The 18,201-nt window shown below is 73.2% G+C and carries 10 protein-coding genes; 3 read left to right on the top strand and 7 right to left on the bottom strand.

Translation table 11 applies throughout. The features are described 5' to 3' along the window. Positions 1 to 47: 47 nt before the first annotated feature. Both WMF31_RS14505 and WMF31_RS14500 read right to left on the bottom strand, forming a co-directional pair. A complete protein-coding gene (locus WMF31_RS14505) occupies positions 48 to 6,410 on the bottom strand; it encodes a DUF4215 domain-containing protein (RefSeq protein ID WP_436602510.1) in 6,363 nt (2,120 codons plus the stop codon). A 464-nt stretch (positions 6,411 to 6,874) separates the two neighbouring features. Beyond that, positions 6,875 to 7,507 carry an FMN-binding negative transcriptional regulator gene (locus WMF31_RS14500; protein ID WP_436602509.1) on the bottom strand — a complete coding sequence of 211 codons (633 nt, stop codon included), beginning with the start codon at positions 7,505 to 7,507 and terminating at the stop codon, positions 6,875 to 6,877. Positions 7,508 to 7,880: 373 nt separating this feature from the next. Between WMF31_RS14500 and WMF31_RS14495 the strand changes: the two genes are divergently transcribed. Further along, a complete protein-coding gene (locus WMF31_RS14495) occupies positions 7,881 to 9,578 on the top strand; it encodes a ferritin-like domain-containing protein (RefSeq protein WP_436602508.1) in 1,698 nt (565 codons plus the stop codon). Here WMF31_RS14495 and WMF31_RS14490 read toward each other — a convergent pair. Both WMF31_RS14490 and WMF31_RS14485 read right to left on the bottom strand, forming a co-directional pair. Continuing rightward, a complete protein-coding gene (locus WMF31_RS14490; RefSeq protein ID WP_436602507.1) occupies positions 9,539 to 11,020 on the bottom strand; it encodes a hypothetical protein in 1,482 nt (493 codons plus the stop codon). The two genes, WMF31_RS14495 and WMF31_RS14490, sit on opposite strands and share 40 nt — an antisense overlap. Then, positions 11,020 to 11,706: a hypothetical protein gene (locus tag WMF31_RS14485; RefSeq protein WP_436602506.1), complete on the bottom strand. Its 687-nt coding sequence runs from the start codon at positions 11,704 to 11,706 to the stop codon at positions 11,020 to 11,022. The genes WMF31_RS14490 and WMF31_RS14485 overlap by 1 nt, the downstream gene beginning before the upstream one ends. Before the next feature lie 329 nt (positions 11,707 to 12,035). Between WMF31_RS14485 and WMF31_RS14480 the strand changes: the two genes are divergently transcribed. After that, on the top strand, positions 12,036 to 13,076 hold the full coding sequence (locus WMF31_RS14480; protein WP_436602505.1) for a hypothetical protein: 1,041 nt from the start codon (positions 12,036 to 12,038) through the stop codon (positions 13,074 to 13,076). A gap of 42 nt (positions 13,077 to 13,118) precedes the next feature. Here WMF31_RS14480 and WMF31_RS14475 read toward each other — a convergent pair whose 3' ends face one another. Beyond that, positions 13,119 to 13,658 carry an FHA domain-containing protein gene (locus tag WMF31_RS14475; protein ID WP_436602504.1) on the bottom strand — a complete coding sequence of 180 codons (540 nt, stop codon included), beginning with the start codon at positions 13,656 to 13,658 and terminating at the stop codon, positions 13,119 to 13,121. A gap of 273 nt (positions 13,659 to 13,931) precedes the next feature. On the opposite strand from WMF31_RS14475, the gene WMF31_RS14470 reads away from it, so the two are divergent. Further along, positions 13,932 to 16,058 carry a glycoside hydrolase family 52 protein gene (locus tag WMF31_RS14470; RefSeq protein WP_436602503.1) on the top strand — a complete coding sequence of 709 codons (2,127 nt, stop codon included), beginning with the start codon at positions 13,932 to 13,934 and terminating at the stop codon, positions 16,056 to 16,058. A gap of 9 nt (positions 16,059 to 16,067) precedes the next feature. Here WMF31_RS14470 and WMF31_RS14465 read toward each other — a convergent pair whose 3' ends face one another. Next, positions 16,068 to 17,123, bottom strand: a complete 1,056-nt coding sequence (locus WMF31_RS14465; protein WP_436602502.1) for an STAS domain-containing protein — start codon at positions 17,121 to 17,123, stop codon at positions 16,068 to 16,070. Between the two features lie 364 nt (positions 17,124 to 17,487). Continuing rightward, the gene (locus WMF31_RS14460) at positions 17,488 to 18,201 is read right to left on the bottom strand and encodes an SDR family NAD(P)-dependent oxidoreductase (protein WP_436602501.1); all 714 of its coding nucleotides are present in this window, start codon (positions 18,199 to 18,201) and stop codon (positions 17,488 to 17,490) included.

Below are 18,201 nucleotides of genomic sequence, written 5' to 3'. Positions count from 1 at the left end.
CGGTCGACGCCTGGGACGCCTGGCCCCGCGCGCCCGCTCGCGCCGGGCTACCGCGGGATGCCGTCGCGCTGGCAGGTCACGCTGCAGCCGTCGCCGCTCTTGCGGTTCCCGTCGTCGCACGCCTCGTAGGGGCTCTGCACCTTGCCGTCGCCGCAGAACGGGCCGTAGACGCAGCCCGGCGCGCACTTGCCGTAGCCGCCGGTGTTGTGGCCGTCACCGTCGTCGCACTGCTCCTCGCCGTTGCGGATGCCGTCGCCGCAGCGCGGACCGAGCTGGCAGCGCGGACCGCACTCGCCGTAACCGCCGTCGTTCTCGCCGTCGTCGCACTGCTCGCCGGCCTGGACCACGCCGTCGCCGCACTGGGCGCCGAGGCGGCAGTTGTTGCTGCAGCCCGCGGCCTCGTTCGGGGGGTCGCACTGCTCGCCCCACTCCTCGTCCACGCGCCGGTCACCGCACTTGGCCGCCGGCGTGCAGTCGGGCATGCAGCTCCCGTAGAAGCCGTCGTTCACGCCGTCGTCGCAGGTCTCCGCGCCGTTCATGATGCCGTCGCCGCAGTACGGCCCGTACTGGCAGAGGACGTCGCACCCGCCGTACTCGCCGGTGTTCTTCCCGTCGCCGAGATCGCAGTCCTCCTCGCCCGGCTGGACGATGCCGTCGCCGCACCGCGGCCCGTACACGCACCCGGGGCCGCACTGCCCGTACCCGCCGTCGTTGATGCCGTCGTCGCACTCCTCGTTGAACTGCGGCTGCGGCACCCCGTCGCCGCAGTGCGCGGTGAACCGGCAGTTCACGCAGCTCGGGTCGTTCGCGACGTCGCACTCCTCGCCCCAGTCCGCGTCGACGCGGTTGTCGCCGCAGCGCGGGGCCGGCGTGCAGCCCGGGCTGCAGGTGCCGTAGGTGCCGTCGTTCGCGCCGTCGTCGCACGCCTCGGGGCCGTTCGTCACGCCGTCGCCGCAGTACGGCGCGTACTCGCAGGCGGCGTCGCACCCGCCGTACTCGCCGGTGTTGTTCCCGTCGCCGAGATCGCAGCTCTCCTCGCCGGGCTGGACGATGCCGTCGCCGCACCGCGGCCCGTACACGCACGAGGGGCCGCACTGCCCGTACCCGCCGTCGTTCACGCCGTCGTCGCACTCCTCGTTGAACTGCGGCTGCGTGATCCCGTCGCCGCAGTGCGTGGCGATCCGGCAGTTCACGCAGCTCGGGTCGTTCGCGACGTCGCACTCCTCGCCCCAGTCCGCGTCGACGCTGCCGTCGCCGCAGCGCGGGGCCGGCGTGCAGCCCGGGTTGCAGGTGCCGTAGGAGCCGTCGTTCACGCCGTCGTCGCACGCCTCGGGGCCGTTCGTCACGCCGTCGCCGCAGTACGGCGCGTACTTGCAGAGGGCGTCGCACCCGCCGTACTCGCCGGTGTTCCTCCCGTCGCCGAGGTCGCAGTTCTCCTCGCCGGGCTGGACGATGCCGTCGCCGCACCGCGGCCCGTACACGCACGAGGGGCCGCACTGCCCGTACCCGCCGTCGTTCACGCCGTCGTCGCACTCCTCGTTGAACTGCGGCTGCGTGATCCCGTCGCCGCAGTGCGTGGCGATCCGGCAGTTCACGCAGCTCGGGTCGTTCGCGACGTCGCACTCCTCGCCCCAGTCCGCGTCGACGCGGTTGTCGCCGCAGCGCGGGGCCGGCGTGCAGCTCGGGCCGCAGGTGCCGTAGGAGCCGTCGTTCACGCCGTCGTCGCACGCCTCGGGGCCGTTCGTCACGCCGTCGCCGCAGTACGGCGCGTACTTGCAGAGGGCGTCGCACCCGCCGTACTCACCGGTGTTCCTCCCGTCGCCGAGATCGCAGCTCTCCTCGCCGGGCTGGACGATGCCGTCGCCGCACCGCGGCCCGGACACGCACCCGGGGCCGCACTGCCCGTACCCGCCGTCGTTCACGCCGTCGTCGCACTCCTCGCCGTACTCCGTCTGCGTGATCCCGTCGCCGCAGTGCTCGCCGATCCGGCAATGCACGCAGCTCGGGTCGTTCGCGGCGTCGCACTCCTCGCCCCACTCCGCGTCGACGCGGTTGTCGCCGCAGCGCGGGGCGTCCGTGCAGTCCGGGTTGCAGGTGCCGTAGGCGCCGTCGTTGATGCCGTCGTCGCACTCCTCGCCGCCGTTGACGATGCCGTCGCCGCACGACGGCCCGATCTCGCACGAGGTCGTGCAGCCGTTGTACCCGGTCTCCGTGTTGCCGGCGCCGAGGTCGCACGCCTCGTACGGCGCGTTCACCTGGCCGTCGCCGCACCGGGGCGGCTCCACGCACCCGGGCGCGCAGGCGCCGGACGCGTTGGCGTACGTGCTGTTGTTGACGCCGTTGTCGCAGGCCTCGGGGCCGTTCGTCACGCCGTCGCCGCAGTAGGGCCCGAGCCGGCAGTCATTGCACTGGCCGTAGCCGTCCCCGTTCCTGCTGCCATCGTCGCACTCCTCGCCCGGCGTCACGACCGGCGGGTCCTCCCCGCACTCGGGCGTGCAGACCGAGGTGCCGGCGCTGAAGCCCCCGAGCGTGAGCCGGTAGTTCGACCCGGTGACGTGGCGCTCGGCCTGGAAGACCGCGATCTCGTAGACCCTGCCGTGCTCGAGGTTCAGGTTGACGGTGTAGGGGTTGCGCCGTGGGCAGTTGTTCTCGGCGCAGGGGGTCACCAGGGCCGTGCCGTCGTCGCGGATGGTCACGCTCTCCTGGTTGCGCTGGTGGATGCCGCCGATGTCCGCGGTCAGCGTGTTGTTGATGAACACCCAGACGTCGTCGTCACCGTAGAACGTGAGCACCGGGTCGGCCGTCCCGGGGTCCGAGTTGAACTGGAACCAGTAACGGACCTCGCTCGTGAAGTAGAAGTTGTGCCTCCCGCCTCCGTCTCCGTTCTGCGCCAGCTCCAGGTTGCTGGCGACCAGGCTCTCCAGCGCGGGATCCCCGCCGGCCGGGTTGGGGTCCAGCGGCCAGAACGGCTCCCGCTCGTAGGCGAAGGTGCCAGGGCTCGTCTCGACCAGGTCGATGGTGGTGACGAACGTCCGGTTGTAGTTCGGGTTGTCCCGGTACCACCACCGGAAGTTGTCCTGCCCGGAGGTCCAGCCGTTCGCGCTCGACGGCGTGAAGAAGCCGTTCCCGCGGGCGTTCACCGGCTTGCCGTCGGCGTCGAGCGTCGTCAGGACGGTGCCGTCGATCTGCGCGCCGTCCGGATTGATCTCGAAGTCGAAATGCCCCCTGATCCCGTCGCGCTGGTTGGCGTCGCACGCGCCGTTGGCCGTGGAGCTGAAGGTGTAGTCCTGCGGGCACCAGCCGATGAAGTCGCGCAGGACCATCGGCAGCCGCATCTCGGTGGGCTGCGTGGTGCAGACGTAGCCGGCCTCGATCACGCACTCGTCGGAGCAGCCGTCGCCGCTCTCGCTGTTGCCGTCGTCGCACTCCTCGGTGGGGTCGCCGGGCAGGAGGATGCCGTCGCCGCACCGCGAGGTGCACGCGCCGGCCGAGCAGTCCGGCTCGGACTTGCAGTCCGGCGTGCAGCCGTCGCGCCAGTCGCCGTTGCCGTCGTCGCAGACCTCGGTGCCCTCCCGGATGCCGTCGCCGCAGACCGAGAAGCCCGTGCAGTCCTGGGGCTCGCCGTCGTCGCACACCCGGCCGAGCTCGATCCGGCACGACGCGTCGCAGCCGTCGCCGGGGAACTCGTTGCCGTCGTCGCACTGCTCGGCGCCGCGCTTGAGCCCGTCGCCGCACATCGTCTTGCAGGGGAACCCGACGCGCGAGCAGTCCCAGCCCTCCTCGAGCTCGCAAGCCGCGCTGCAGCCGTCGCCGTCGAGCGGAGCCTGGCCGTCGTCGCACTGCTCGGCGCCGCCGATCACGCCGTCGCCGCACTCGGGCGGCGCGGGCGGGGTGCAGGGGCCGCCGGACGTCGGGCACGTCCAGCCGAGCTCGATCCGGCACTGCGCCGTGCAGCCGTCGCCGCCCGCGGTGTTGCCGTCATCGCACTGCTCGCCGGACTGCACCGCGCCGTCGCCGCAGTAGGTCCGCTCGGTGCACGGCCGGCCCGGCCTGCAGACCCAGCCCTCCTCGAGCTGGCAGCCGGCCGAGCAGCCGTCGCCGCTCACGGTGTTGCCGTCGTCGCACACGTCGCTGCCGTTCACGCGGCCGTCACCGCACGCGAAGAGGCGGTCGCAGGGCTGGCCCGGATCGGGGCACACGAACGACGGATCCACCGCCTTGCAGTCGGCGCTGCAGCCGTCGCCGCCCACGGCGTTGCCGTCGTCGCAGACCTCGCCCGGGTGGATCACGCCGTCGCCGCACCGGATCTGCAGCTCGCAGGGCTGCCCCGGGGTCGAGCAGGTGTAGAACGCCTCCTGCCGGCACAGGCTCGAGCAGCCGTCGCCGCCCGCGGTGTTGCCGTCGTCGCACTGCTCGCCGCTCTCCCTCTGCCCGTTGCCGCAGACCGGCACGCGCGTGCACGGCTGCCCGGGCCGGGTGCACACGAAGCCCGGCTCGCGCATGCAGTCCGCGCTGCAGCCGTCGCCGGACGCCGGCGGGTCGTCCCCGTCCTCGCACTCCTCGTCGAGGTTCACGCGGCCGTCGCCGCACCACTGGAGGACGTTGCAGGGCTGCCCCGCGATGGGGCACCCGTGATTGGGCTCCACCGCCTTGCAGTCGGCGCTGCAGCCGTCGCCGCCCACGGCGTTGCCGTCGTCGCAGACCTCGCCGGGGTCGATCACGCCGTCACCGCACCGGATCTGCAGCTCGCAGGGCTGCCCCGGGGTCGAGCAGGTGTAGAACGCCTCCTGCCGGCACAGGCTCGAGCAGCCGTCGCCGCCCGCGGTGTTGCCGTCGTCGCACTGCTCGCCGCTCTCCCTCTGCCCGTTGCCGCAGACCGGCACGCGCGTGCACGGCTGCCCGGGCCGGGTGCACACGAAGCCCGGCTCGCGCATGCAGTCCGCGCTGCAGCCGTCGCCGGAGACCGGCGGGTTGCCCCCGTCCTCGCACTCCTCGTCGAGGTTCACGCGGCCGTCGCCGCACCACTGGAGGACGTTGCAGGGCTGCCCCGCGACGGGGCACCCGTGATTGGGCTCCACCATCTTGCAGTCGGCGCTGCAGCCGTCGCCGCTCACGTTGTTGCGGTCGTCGCAGACCTCGCCCGGATTCACCACGCCGTCGCCGCACCGGAACTGCAGCTCGCAGGGCTGCCCCGGGATCGGGCAGCTGTAGAGCGCCTCCTGCCGGCACAGGCTCGAGCAGCCGTCGCCGCTCGCGGTGTTGCCGTCGTCGCACTGCTCGCCGCGCTCCTGGAGCCCGTTGCCGCAGACCGGCAGGCGCGTGCACGGCAGCCCGGGCCGGGAGCACTCGAAGCCCGGCTCACGCATGCAGTCCGCGCTGCAGCCGTCGCCGGAGACCGGCGGGTCGTCGCCGTCCTCGCACTGCTCGCCGCCGTTCACGCGACCGTCGCCGCACCGGTAGAGGAGGAGGCAGGGCTTCCCCTCCTCGGGGCACACGTACAGCGGATCCACCACCTTGCAAGCGTCGCTGCAGCCGTCGCCGCTCATGGTGTTGCCGTCGTCGCAGACCTCGCCGGGGTCGATCACGCCGTCGCCGCACCGGATCAGCAGCTCGCAGGGCTGCCCCGGGATCGCGCAGTCGTAGAACGACTCCTGCCGGCAGAGGCTCGAGCAGCCGTCGCCGCTCACGGCGTTGCCGTCGTCGCACTGCTCGCCGGGCTCCCTGTCTCCGTTGCCGCAGACCGGCAGGCGCGAGCACGGCTGCCCGGGCCTCGGGCACACGAAGCCCGCCTCGCGCTTGCACGTCGCGTCGCAGCCGTCGCCGGACACCTCGTTCCGGTCGTCGCACTCCTCCGAGCCGTTCACGCGGCCATCGCCGCAGTCGTAGAGCAGGGTGCAGGGCTCGCCCGGCGTCGGGCAGACGTACGAGGGGTCGACGACGTAGCAGTCGGCGCTGCACCCGTCGCCGTCCACGGTATTGCCGTCGTCGCAGAACTCGCCCGGATCCAGCACGCCATCGCCGCACGCGATGGTGAGGACGCACGGCTCACCGGGCGTCGGGCACTCGCAGTAGGGCTCGATCTCGCAGAGGCCGGAACAGCAGTCGCCAGGCACGCTGTTGCCGTCGTCGCACGCCTCGCTGGCCTGGTTGATCTTGCCGTCGCCGCAGGCGGGCTCCTGCGGCAAGGCGCACTCGGGGGGCGGATCCTCGCCGGCGCACGGGTCCGGCGCGCCGCCCTGCCCGCCGACGCCGGCGCCGACGCCGACGCTCAGACCGAACTCGCCATCGCCGCCGCTGCCGCCCTCTCCGCCGGAGCTCATGTCGCCCCCCGCGCCGCCCGCGCCGGGGTCGCCGACCAGGGTGGAGGAGGGTCCCCCGCCGCAGGCGGCTGCCACGTGCAGCAATCCCACCGCCAAAGCCAGATAAGACGATCTCAAACTCACGACACACCTCGACGAGCGCGGGCCCACGCGCTCGGGCCAAAAGGTCGACGCCCCTGTTTTCAGGGTAACTCAAACGCCCTTCGCACATCCAGACGAAAATGGGCCCACCCTGCTCTACTCAGCCCCACTCGGCTCCACTCGGGGCCTCCCCGCGACATCTCATTTCGTGAATTCCACCGGAGCAGCTCCGTGGATCGATGACGCGCATTGCGCAATGCAGCGAAGGGGGCGTTGTGGCGCCGCCGTGACAGCGCCTGAGGCCACCCGGGCGAGAGGCGGGTTTCGTGAGGCCACCCGGGCGGGCGCCGGGGCTCACAGCCTGGTCGGGCCTTGACTTCTGCGTTTTCTCCGGGGATCGCCGGCATCGAGGCGCCGAGCGGCGCTGCGGCCGCGATCACGCATCCGCGGGTGGCCCGCGCCGCAAAGCGCGCTCACGAGCCGGCGGGCACTCGTGCCTTCATCTCCTCGGCCAGCGCGAGATCGCCGTGCCGCCCGGTCTCGCGCAGGGCCTCCATCACGCGCTGGCGGTCGCCCGGCGCGCGGTTTTGACTCAGCTTGAACTTTCCTTCCAGGCGCTCCACCGGCATGCGGAGGCCGACGATGTGGCGCTCCCTCTCCTGGCGGTAGTCCTCCGGCAATCCCTCGTATTTCCACGCGGCGCGCGCGCCGCCCCCCTCGAACGCGGCCGCCTGCCGGGCCATGAGATCGGAGAGGGCGGCCGCGTCGTCGATCACCCTGGGGCGCCCGCAGGCGTGCACGGCCGCGTAGTTCCACGTCGGCACCGACGGCGCCTCCTCGTACCAGCTCGCGGAGACATAGCCGTGCGCTCCGAGGAACACCGCCAGCGCCTGCGCCGCGCCGTCGAAGGCCCGCCAGTGCGGATTCGCTCGCGCCATGTGCCCGTACAACACCGGCTGACCGTGCTCGCGGACCAGCAGCAGCGGAATGTGCGTCGCGAACAGCTCGCCGCGCAGCATGCTGGTGAGGGTAGCGAAGGGGTTCTCGGCGACGAAGGCGTCCAGGGTCGCCGGATCTTCGACACGAAAATTGGACGGGATGTACATGATTCAATCCTCTGCGTGGTGCGCCATCACGGCCGGCGAGGAGCGTATCAGGCCGCAACTCGGATCCTGCCTGGCCTGGAGCGCCGGTCGTCGCCAGCGGGTGAGTTGATCCGTCGAGTCCGGGCGCGCCTCGACCTGCCCGGCGTCCTGGCCTCGTCCCTGGCCCCGCGCCGCTCCGGCCGAGAGCGAGCGCGGTCGCCGCGCCGGGCGGGGGCGAGCCCCGTCCGGATGAACCAAGAGAGGCAACGGTAGGCGCGCGGAGGGGGATGCGCGTCGGGCGCTCCGGGAAGCAGGCCGATGGCCGAGTAAAATACGAGCGGCAACGGTACGACGGCAGCGCGTCCCCGGGTAGGATCCCTGGAAGGAGAAAACCATGCGCTTGCTTGTCTCGATCGATTCCTGGGCTGCGAGGTTGCTCTCGGTGATGGCGCTCGCGCCGGCCGTGGGCTGCGATGGCAACATCACATCGGGGGAGACCTCGAGCGGGAGCGCGGGAGGGACCTCCGTGGGGGGCGCCGGCGGCTCGTCCAGCTCGGGAGCGATCTCCGCGGGGGGCGCCGGCGGCTCGTCCAGCTCGGGAGCGACCTCCGTGGGGGGCGCCGGCGGCTCGTCCAGCTCGGGAGCGACCTCCGTGGGGAGCGCCGGCGGCTCGTCGAGCGGGGACGCTCCGTTCCCGTGCGATGACCCCGAGCCGATCGTCGTCGCGGGCCAGGACACCGGGTATGTCCGCTGCGCCGGCGGCTGGATGCACCGCGCCGAGGTCGTCACCTGTCCCAGCGCGATCCCGCGCGCCACGGCGTGCCAGGACAAGGACCCGAGCGGCGCCCCCGGGAGCTGCTCCACCGACGCCGACTGCACCGACCAGCCGAACGGTTACTGCAAGAGCGCCGAGGGGGGAGAGGCGCTGCCAGGGTGCTTCTGCGCCTACGGATGCACGACCGACGCCGACTGCGGTGAGGGGCAGATCTGCCTGTGCGGCGATCCGGTCGGGCAGTGCGTCCCCGCCTCGTGCGAGAGCGACAAGGACTGCGGCTCGCTGCTCTGCTCGAGCCATGTCCTCCTCCCCGGGTGCGGCGGGACCGGCTTCGCGTGCCAGACGCCCTCGGACGAGTGCGCCAGCGATGAGGACTGCGCCGGCGACATGCAATGCTCGCTGGAGGCCGGAAAGCACGCCTGCTCGGAGCAGATCTGCGCGATCGGCCGGCCGTTCCTGGTCGACGGGGTCGTGCGCACCGCCGCGCCCGCCGCGCGCGACGACTGGCGGGCAGGGCCGGCGGCCGACCTGGGGGCGCCGCCTCGCCTGGACGCGCTCTCGGCCGGGCAGCGGGCGGCGCTCGCCGAGCACTGGACGCGTGCCGCGCTCCTCGAGCACGCGTCGATCGCCGCGTTCGCGCGCTTCGCGCTGCAGCTCCTCTCGCTCGGCGCGCCGCCCGGGCTCGTCGCCGCGACCCAGGCCGCGATGGGCGACGAGGCCGAGCACGCCCGCCTGTGCTTCGAGCTGGCCAGCGCGTTCGGCGGCCGCGACGTCGGCCCGGGTCCGCTCGCCATCGACGGCGCGCTCGGCGGCGCGGACGCGCGCGAGATCCTGGTGACCGCCGTCCGCGAGGGGTGCATCGGCGAGACGGTCGCCGCGATCGAGGCCGCGGAGGCCGCCCTCCATGCGACCGACCCGGCCGTCCGGCGCGCGCTCGAGAAGATCGCGGAGGACGAGTCACGGCACGCAGAGCTCGCCTTCCGGTTCGCCGCCTGGGCGATCGAGCGCGACCCCGCGCTGGCGAGCGTGCTCCTCGAGGAGATCGCCTCCGCCACGGGCGCGCCCGCCGCGGGCGAGGCCGAGGACGGCGGCCCCCTGCTCGGCTTCGGCGTGCTCTCGCCGTGGCAGCGGCGCGCGATCCGGGAGCGCGCGCTGTCGCAGGTCGTCGCGCCGTGCGCGCGGGCGTTGCTCGCGCGCGCGTCGCACGGCGGAGGCCGCCGCGCCCCGCGGCCGCCGGCCGGCCCTCGGCGCGAGGAGGGCGATCTGCGCGAGGAGGATCAGCGCGAGGAGATCGAGAGCTTCGCGACGAAGAGCTGACCGTCTCCGGCCTCGACCGGGCAGTTCAGGAGCTCGAAGTCGGCGTCGGAGCGGCCCGCGAGGAAGATGTCCGTTTCGGAGACGGCGAGCGCCTGGAGCCGCTGGCCCTCCGGGCCGCCGAGCCCGCCGAGCCACGCGATCGCGCCGTCCTCGCCCCCGAGCCGCCCGAGGTAGATGTCCTCGTCGGCCGCGCCGGTGAGCGCCGTGTCCCCGCCGAGGGACATCCGCCCCTCGAAGTGCCCGGCGACGACCACGTCCCCGTCGCTGTCGGCCTCGACGAACGCCACCGACTGATCCGCGGCGCCCCCGAGCTGCCTGGCCCACCGGAGGCCGCCCTCCCCGTCGAGGTGCGCGAGGAACCCGTCCGCTCCGCTGGAGACGAGCCGGCCTCCGGGCTCGCCCGAGACATCGATCTCGCCCTCGAACGAGCCGCCCAGGACGACGCCGCCGTCGCGCAGCGCGACGGCGCTGGCGCGCTGATCGCCCGGGAGCGAGGAGTAGTGTCGATGCCGGAGGCGCCCGCCGCCGTCGCTCGATCCATCGCAGATCCAGGCCGCCGGGAACGAGGCAAGGAACGAGTCGACCCCCATCGCGGGCGCGCCGCCGGGCGGCAACGCGTCCCGGGGGCTGGAGAACCCGAGCTCGATCCGACCCTGGAACTCGGCGACGACGAACGCCTCGCCCGCGGACACGCGGAGCCCGCGGGGCGCGAGGCGCCCGCCGTCCAGGCCCGGAAACGCGCCGTGGCAAGGGCGCGTGAGGGTCTGTCCATCGAAGCTGGAGAGCCCCATCCTCGCCCCTCCCTGCAGCGACGTCAGGACGACGACGCGATCGCCGTCCACGGCGACGGCCCTCGCCGTGTCCCTGCCGTTCTCGCCGTGCGTCGCGCACGCCGTGAGGCCGCCCGGATCGCGCCTGTCGAGCTTCGCCACGAACAGCGCACCGCCCCCGGCGTGGGCCGGAAGCGGGCAGTCCGCGCCGAAGGACAGGCTGCCCGTGAAGTCGCCCGCCACATAGACGCCGAGCTCGCCCACGGCGACCGCGGTCGCCTGGTGCGTGCGCGTCGCGGCGTCGTTCGCCGCGTTCCCGAAGCGCTCGCTGAAGAGGTGGTTCCCGTCGCGCGCCAGGTGCGCCACGAAGACGTCCGTGCCCGCGCCTCCCGCCGTGAGCGGCGCGCCCCCCGCGACGGCGATGTCCCCCTTGAAGCCGCCCGCGAGCCACAAGGTGCCGTCGCCGTCGGCCGCGATCCCGCCGAGCGTGGTGTCGGCGTCCCCGAAGGACAGCGCCCACTGGCACGTGTAGCCGGGCCCGCTGAACGAGCCGCCCCCGGCGCCCTGCTCGTCGATGTACCGCAGTCCGGCGATCTCCGCGCAACCCGCGCCGCCCGCCGCGATGAGGGCGCTCGAGAGCAGGAGCCGCCGCTCGAAGCGGAGCCTCGTCATCAGAACACCCCGACGACGGAGCCGCCGAGCATGCCCGGCACGATCTGCACACGCGGGCCCGCGCCCGGGGAATCCGGCGGCACCGTCAACCAGAGGACCGTCGTGCCGGCGAGCGCCGCCCCCGCGGCGATGAACGAGAAGTTGGAGATGGTCGCGTACGACATCGCCCTCCTCGCGAGCTGGGGCACCGGCCGCGCGCACCCCTGGTAACGCGCTGGGTTGCTGCACGACGTCCCCGCGGTCCGCTCGACCTCGTTCCACGTCGTGATCGCGAGGCCCCCGAACGTGCTGCCGAGCGCGATGCCCGCCAGCGTGAGCCCGCCCGTGACCCACATCAGGTTTCGATGGAGCGGATCGGGCCTCGTGCCGAGCGGTGTCGGCCAGGGGCGCCCGAGGGAAGACGATGCGGGCACCTCCTCGTCGAGGCCGCCCGCAGCGATGGCGATGCGGGCGTGCTCGCCTGGCGGGCTCACCGCGCCACCGCGCGCGTCATCGGCCCGGACCGCGACCGCCGGCGCCGAGGCGGCCAGGGCGGCGAGGAGCCCAAGCGCGGCGCGGCCGGCCACACCACGCCCGGAGCCGCGATGCGCCGCGCGCCCCGCGCCGCGCAGGTCGACGGGGCGGCGGGCTCCTCCTCTGCAGGTCTCCTCGAGCATCGAGTTCCCTGGATGGTCGGCGAGCGGCATCGGTTTCGGATCTCCGGCGCTGGACCGCGACGACCGATATCAGGGCACCGCGGCGATGGCCAGGACGAAAGGCGCCGCTGGGTGATGGTCGCGTCTGGACAGCTCACCTCCGGGGCTTGCGCTCCGGCGAGCCTCGAGACAGCGCGCGGCGAGCCGCGAGACAGCGCGCGGCGCGCCGCGAGACAGCGCGCGGCGCGCCGCGCGGCGCCCGCCTGCCGGCCGCGTTCCGCTTCGACCGACGCGGCCTTTGCGCTAGCTTTCTGCCCTCCGCTTTTGCTCTCGTCCGCTCGCTCCAGGGCCGCCGAGCGCCCTGGCGAACAGGTGCCCCGATGTCCTCCGTGCCAGCCGTCAAGAAGAAGCGCTCCAGGAAGGGCGAGCCCCCCCTGCCCCGCCGGGACGAGGCGTGGATCGGCGGCTTCTTCTCCCTGCGCGCGTTCGTCCGCGAGGGCGACGACGCGTACCGCCCCGAGGCGGTCGTCTGGATGACCGATCGCGGCCTCGTCCTGAGCTGCACCACGCTCCGCCCCGGCGACGTCGTGGCGTGCGCGGTCGACAGCTTCGAGTCCACGGCCCGCGAGCCCCGGGAGGGGGAGCCCGGCCTGCCCGCGCGCGTGCGCGTGGCCTCGCCCGCGCTCGCCGACGCGCTGCGCGCGCGGCTCGGGCCCGGGTTCGACGTCCGCGTCGCGCCCACGCCCGAGATCGACGCCGTGGCCGAGGACCTGGAGGCGCACCTCGGCGCGGGCGACGGCGGCCCCTCGCCGAGCTTCCTCGGCGGTGGAATCGAGGCGCCCGCGATGGCCTCCTTCTTCCGCGCGGCGGCCGCGCTCCACCGCGCGGCGCCCTGGGAGGCCGTGCCGAGCGACACCGATGTCCTGTCGCTGTCGATCCCCTCGCTCGGCGCGCGCGATCTCGCGCTCTGCGTGCTCGGGCAGGCCGGCCAGGGCCACGGCGTGCTCCTCTTCGAGAGCGCGCAGGGGTTCGCGCTCCACCTCGCGGCGATCGAGGCGCCCCGGGACAGGCCCCCCACGTCGCTGCCGGCGGGCTTCTTCTCGCTGAGCTTCGACCGCGCGAGCGACCTGCACCCCGCGCTGCGCGCCGAGATCGCCGAGCAGCGCTGGGAGCTGGTCGGGCCCGACGCGGTTCCCACGCTCGCGATGGTCGACGAGGACCTGCTCGGCCGCAAGCCGACGCCGCAGGAGCTCACGGCCTCCGAGGCGCTCGCGCTCGGCCTGGTCGAGCTGATGAAGCGGCGCGACGAGCTCGCGCAGGCCTTCCGCGGCGGCGCCCCCGTCGAGGAGAGCTACGTCGTGGAGACGCACGGCGGCCCGGTGGAGGTGATGTTCCGCGCGCCTCACCCGGAGCGGGGCTGATCGCCGGCCGCGCGGGGCACGCCGCGCCGGCGCGCGCTCGCCTCAGCGGGCGGCGAGCCGGTAGATATCGGCGCTCACGATGAGCTCGCAGACGACGTTGCCGAGCTGCAGGATGTCGCCGCTCTGCAGCGGCACGCCGTCCCCGGCCGGCGAGACCAGCCGGTCGTTCAGGAACGTCCCGTTGGTGCTCTTCCGGGCGTGGAGCGTCGGGGCGTCCGGGCTGAGCACCGAGATGTGGGCGTGGACCTTGGAGACGGACGGGTCGCGGAGGACGATATCGCTGTTGAGGGCGCGGCCGATCAGGATGCGATCTTGCCAGGGGCTGTCCGGGCGCTTCGTCACCGGCAAGAGCTCGCAGCGCTCGAACGAGGCGGCGGTCATCGCCGAGGAGATCCGGTGACGGAGCTGCGTCGGCTGGCAGCTCGTGCCAGGCGAGGTGCAGCCGAAAGCGGTCTTGAAGCAGGGAGCGCCAAGCTCGTCCGTGCTGGCCTCACGGAGCAACCAGGCGTGGGGATACCTTCGCTCGAACGCCATCTGTGAGAGCGCCCGACACTGGGTGACGAGGGTCGCAAAGGTCAGCATGGCATGCCCTTTCCCGTGTGTTCTGCGCCTCCCCGATCGAGCGCGACGGAGCGCAGCGCGGACGGCGCTCCGCCTTCGTCCTGGCGTGGCCCGGAGGGCTCGCGGTGGGGCGCGACCGGCCCTGATGCCCCTCATGGTACCAGAGATCCCCGGCCCGCATCGCGGCGCGCGGCCGGCGAGGAGCGCGCCGGAGCGCGGCGGCTACATCGTCACTCGCCGCCTCACCCGTCGCGCGCGGTCGCCTCCCGGGGCGAGCGCATGTATGTTGGCGGCGTGAGCTCTTCCTACAACGTCCAGCACGCGCCGGTCGGCGCCTTTGCCTCCTTCACGCTCGGCAGCCATCACCGTCGGGGCGGCTTTGCCTCCCAGGTGGGCCGCCCGGGACAATCCAACCTCTACATCGGCTACCGCGAGGGTGAGGGCGACCTCTGCTGCCTTCCCTACTTCGAGGCGACCCACGATCCGAGCACGGTCCCGTTCGGGGTCACCCTGGAGCGCCCCAAGCGGCCGCGCCGTGTCTTCGACGATCAGGACATCCGCCGCGAGCTCGGGTGGGCCAGCGACACGATCCGCGCCGGGCGGCTCACGCTGGCCATCTTCTCGCCGTTCGGCCCGATCCCGGATCCGCGCACGGCGCCGGCCGCCGAGGTCGCGCTGCGGTCCTGCCCGGCGGTCCTCGCGCGCCTCGAGCTCGACAACACCGGCGGGACCGAGCCGCTGACAGGCTTCTTCGCGCTCGACGCGGCGAGCCTGCGCGACCTCGAGTCGACGAGCGACGGCCGTTTGATCGGCGTCGCGCACGGCCGCCGCTGGGGCTTCGCCAGCCGCCCCGAGCCGGGCGTCCGGGCCTTCCAGGCCTTCTCGATCGAGAACGCGTTCGACGGCTCCGCCGATCGGCTCTTCCGCCTCGGCAAGGTCGGCGGCCTGCTCGTGGAGGTCCCCCCGGGCGCGCGGCGCGAGGTCTGGATCGCGCTCGGGTTCCACGACGCCGGGGTGATCACCACCGGCATCGAGGCGCGCTACGCCTATACCCGCCATCACCGCGGGCTCGAGGAGGTTCTCGCGTTCGCGCTCGATCACCGCGAGGCGCTCCTCCGCGAGGCGGCGCAGCGGGACGAGGAGCTCTCGCGCGCGCCGCTCAGCCCCGCCCAGAGGTGGCTGCTCGCCCAGGCCACGCACAGCTACTTCGGGTCGACCCAGTGGCTGGACACGGCGCTCGAGGACGGCGCGCCGCCCGCGCCCCTGTGGAACGTGAACGAGGGCGAGTACGAGATGATGAACACCTTCGATCTCGCGATCGATCATCTCTTCTTCGAGCTGCGTTACGCGCCCTGGGCCGTGCGCAACGTCCTCGATCTCTACGTCGATCGGTACAGCTACCGCGACGGGGTGAAGCGCCCCGGCGCCCCGGGCGAGCTCCTCCCCGGCGGGGTGTCGTTCACCCACGACATGGGCGTCAGCAATCACTTCTCGCCGCCCGGTTACTCCAGCTACGAGCGCCCGAACCTCGACGCCGCGTGCTTCAGCTACATGACGTACGAGCAGCTCACCAACTGGATCTGCTGCGCGGGCGTGTACGTCGCGCGCACCGGCGACGAGGGCTTCCTCGCGCGCCACAGGGGCCTGCTCGCCGAGCTCCTCACGAGCCTCCTCCACCGCGACGCGCCCGAGCCCGACGCGCGCGGGGGCGTGATGGCGCTCGACAGCAGCCGCTGCGGCGCAGGCGCCGAGATCACGACCTACGACTCGCTGGATCACTCGCTGGGGCGCGCGCGCAGCAACCTGTACCTGGCCGGCAAGTCGTGGGCGTCGTACGTCATCCTCGCGCACCTCCTCGAGCGCTGCGGCGACGCCGCGCTCGCCGCGGAGGCCTCGGCCGCGAGCCGGAAGGCGGCGCGCGCCATCACGTCGGCCCTCCACGGGCCGTCCGGGTACATCCCCGCCTTGCTCGACGGGAGCTGCACGAGCGCGATCATCCCCGCGATCGAGGGGCTCCTCTACCCCCACGCCATGGGCCTCCTCTCGAGCGACGCCGCGGAGGGCGAGCACGGCGAGCTCCTCCGGGTGCTCCGCCGCCACCTCCAGGCGGTGCTCAAGCCCGGGCTCTGCCTGTTCCCCGAGGGCGGGTGGAAGCTCTCGAGCAGCAGCGACAACTCCTGGATGAGCAAGATCGCGCTCTGCCAGCACATCGCGCGCGCCATCCTGAAGGTCGAGGAGCCCGACGCCGGGCGCCACGACGAGGCCCATGTCCGCTGGCAGATCGAGGGCTCCGGCTACTGGGCCTTCTCCGATCAGATGCAGCGCGGGGTGCCCGTCGGGAGCCGCTATTACCCGCGCGGCGTGACCGCCATCCTCTGGCTGGACGAGCCCTCCCCGGCGCCCGGGGCGAAGGGGCGCTAGCGCGCTCGGTCAGAAGGAGCGCCTGGCCGGTCCCCTGGTCAGGCCGACGACCTGCCGCAGCGCGTCCGCGAGCGTCTGGTAGGTCCGGACGCCCGCGAACGAGTTCCCGAGCTCCACCATCGTCCGGGCGAGCTGCGGCGACAGCCCCACGACAGCGCACCGGGCGCCGAGCAGGCGCAGCGACGAGACGATCGCCGCGATCTGCCCGGTCGCCGCCGCGTCCACCTCGGACAGGCCCGTCAGGTCGAGCAGCACGTGCGTCGCCGACATCGAGGTCACCCGGTCGAGCAGCTCTTCGCAGATCGGCGCTGCCCTCTCCCGCGAGAGCACGCCGACGAGCGGCACCGCGAGGACGCCGTCCCACACCTGGAGGATGGGCGCCGACAGCGCCCGGATCAGGCGCTCCTTCTGCTCGACCTCCTCGTCCTTGCGCCGGAGCTCCAGGGCGGCCGCCGCCATGTGCTGCGTCAGCTCCTCTTGCCGGGCCCGCAGCCGGGCGAGCCTCAGCCGGTGGAGCTCGTCCTCGATGGTCCGATCCGAGGCGTGGACGCGAAACTCCACGACAGGCTCCGCGCCCTCCGAGACGATGTGCTCGTCGGCCCAGCACCGCTGTTCGAGCGCGTGGCCGAAGATCCCGATCACCTTGCCTTGCAGGAACGGGCACCCCCAGCGCATGCCGCCGGCCGCCTGCATCCGGAGCTCCCACGCGTTGCGCACCCGGACGGTGGCCGCGCACGCCGCGCGCTCGAAGGCCGGCAGCTCGAACGCGCCCCACCCGGCCATGCTCACGAGGCGCCCCCAGGAGAGAAAGCCCTGCTCGAACGTCTCGCCCAGCTTCACGACATCGCGATAGTCCTCCTCGGTCCCCAGGCTCGAGGACCGCGCCACGAGCAACCGGAACAGGTCGGTCCCGATCTCCTCCACGAGGGGCGACAGCATCCTGAAGAGCGATGGATTCGCCCAGAACAAGACGGACGACAGCCCCCCGAAGAGCAGGTCGCCGTCGTCGAAGCGCCAGGCGATCGGGACATCATCGATCGTGAGCGATGGGCGAGATTGGGTCATGGCTCCTCGGACAAGGACAGGGTTGTCACCGGCCGCGCGCCGCCGACGCGCGCGCCGCACCCGATGCCGGCCAGCGGGGCGACACCTGGGATCGCGAGCAGCGCGGCATCGCTCAGTCTCGCACGAGGCGCGGGCCGCGCGCGACTGCCGAGCTCGCGATCGCGGGGGCCTTATCCCGATCTCGCCTGTCCGCTGCGCCGCTGGACCCCTGTGCCGCGCAGCGTGGACATCGCGCCTTCTTCGCCCGCGACACCCGACAACCGCTCTGGACATGAGGGCGCCCCGCGCCTCCCGGGACGACCGTGGGGTGCTGCGCTCTGAGCACCCCACGCGGCCGCGGCGCGGTCGATTGCGCTGTTGCGCTCTACGTCGATGACGCGGCGGGGCGCGCGTGGTCCTGGGCGCGGAAGAACACGCCGTGGACCTCGCCGTCGACCAGCGCCGGCACGAGCGCGCCGGGGAGGACGGACTCCACGGCGTTCGGCGCCCGCGGGCCACCGAGGTCGGTGCGCAGCCAGCCCGGGTCGAGCAGGTTCATGAGCACCCCGGTGCCGCGCAGCGAAGGGACCGTGTCGCGAACGAACTTGTCGAGCGCGGCCTTGGACGCAGCATAGGCCATCAGCTCCGGCTGGTCCTGGATACCGGAGGTCACCTGGACGATCCGACCCCAGCGGCGCTCCAGCATGGTCGGCAGGAGCCGGTAGGTGATGCGGATCGGGCTGATGACGTTCACCTCGAAGCTCAGCCGGAAATCCTCGGCCGGCGTCTCGATGTACGACGCACGGAACGGCGTCATGATGGCCGCGTTGTTATAAAGGATGTCGATACCGCCCGAGACGGTGATGGCGCTGTCCAGCATCCGATCGACCGCCGCCTGCTCGGACAGCTCGCCCGAGACGGAGCTCACCCGGACCCCCTGGCCGGCGAGCTCCGCTTCGAGCTCCCGTGTGTGCGCCGCATCACGGCTGTGCAGGACGAGGTTGCAGCCGAGCCCCGCGAGCCCCCGGGCGATCTGCTTCCCCACACCGCGGCTCGCGCCGGTGACCAGCGCCCATTTTCCTCGAAGCTCTGTCGTCAT

Source organism: Sorangium sp. So ce1036, from assembly GCF_051369805.1.
In the GTDB taxonomy this organism is placed as follows: Bacteria; Myxococcota_A; Polyangia; order Polyangiales; family Polyangiaceae; genus Sorangium; species Sorangium cellulosum_F.
This window is presented reverse-complemented; position numbering and strand designations above follow the sequence as displayed.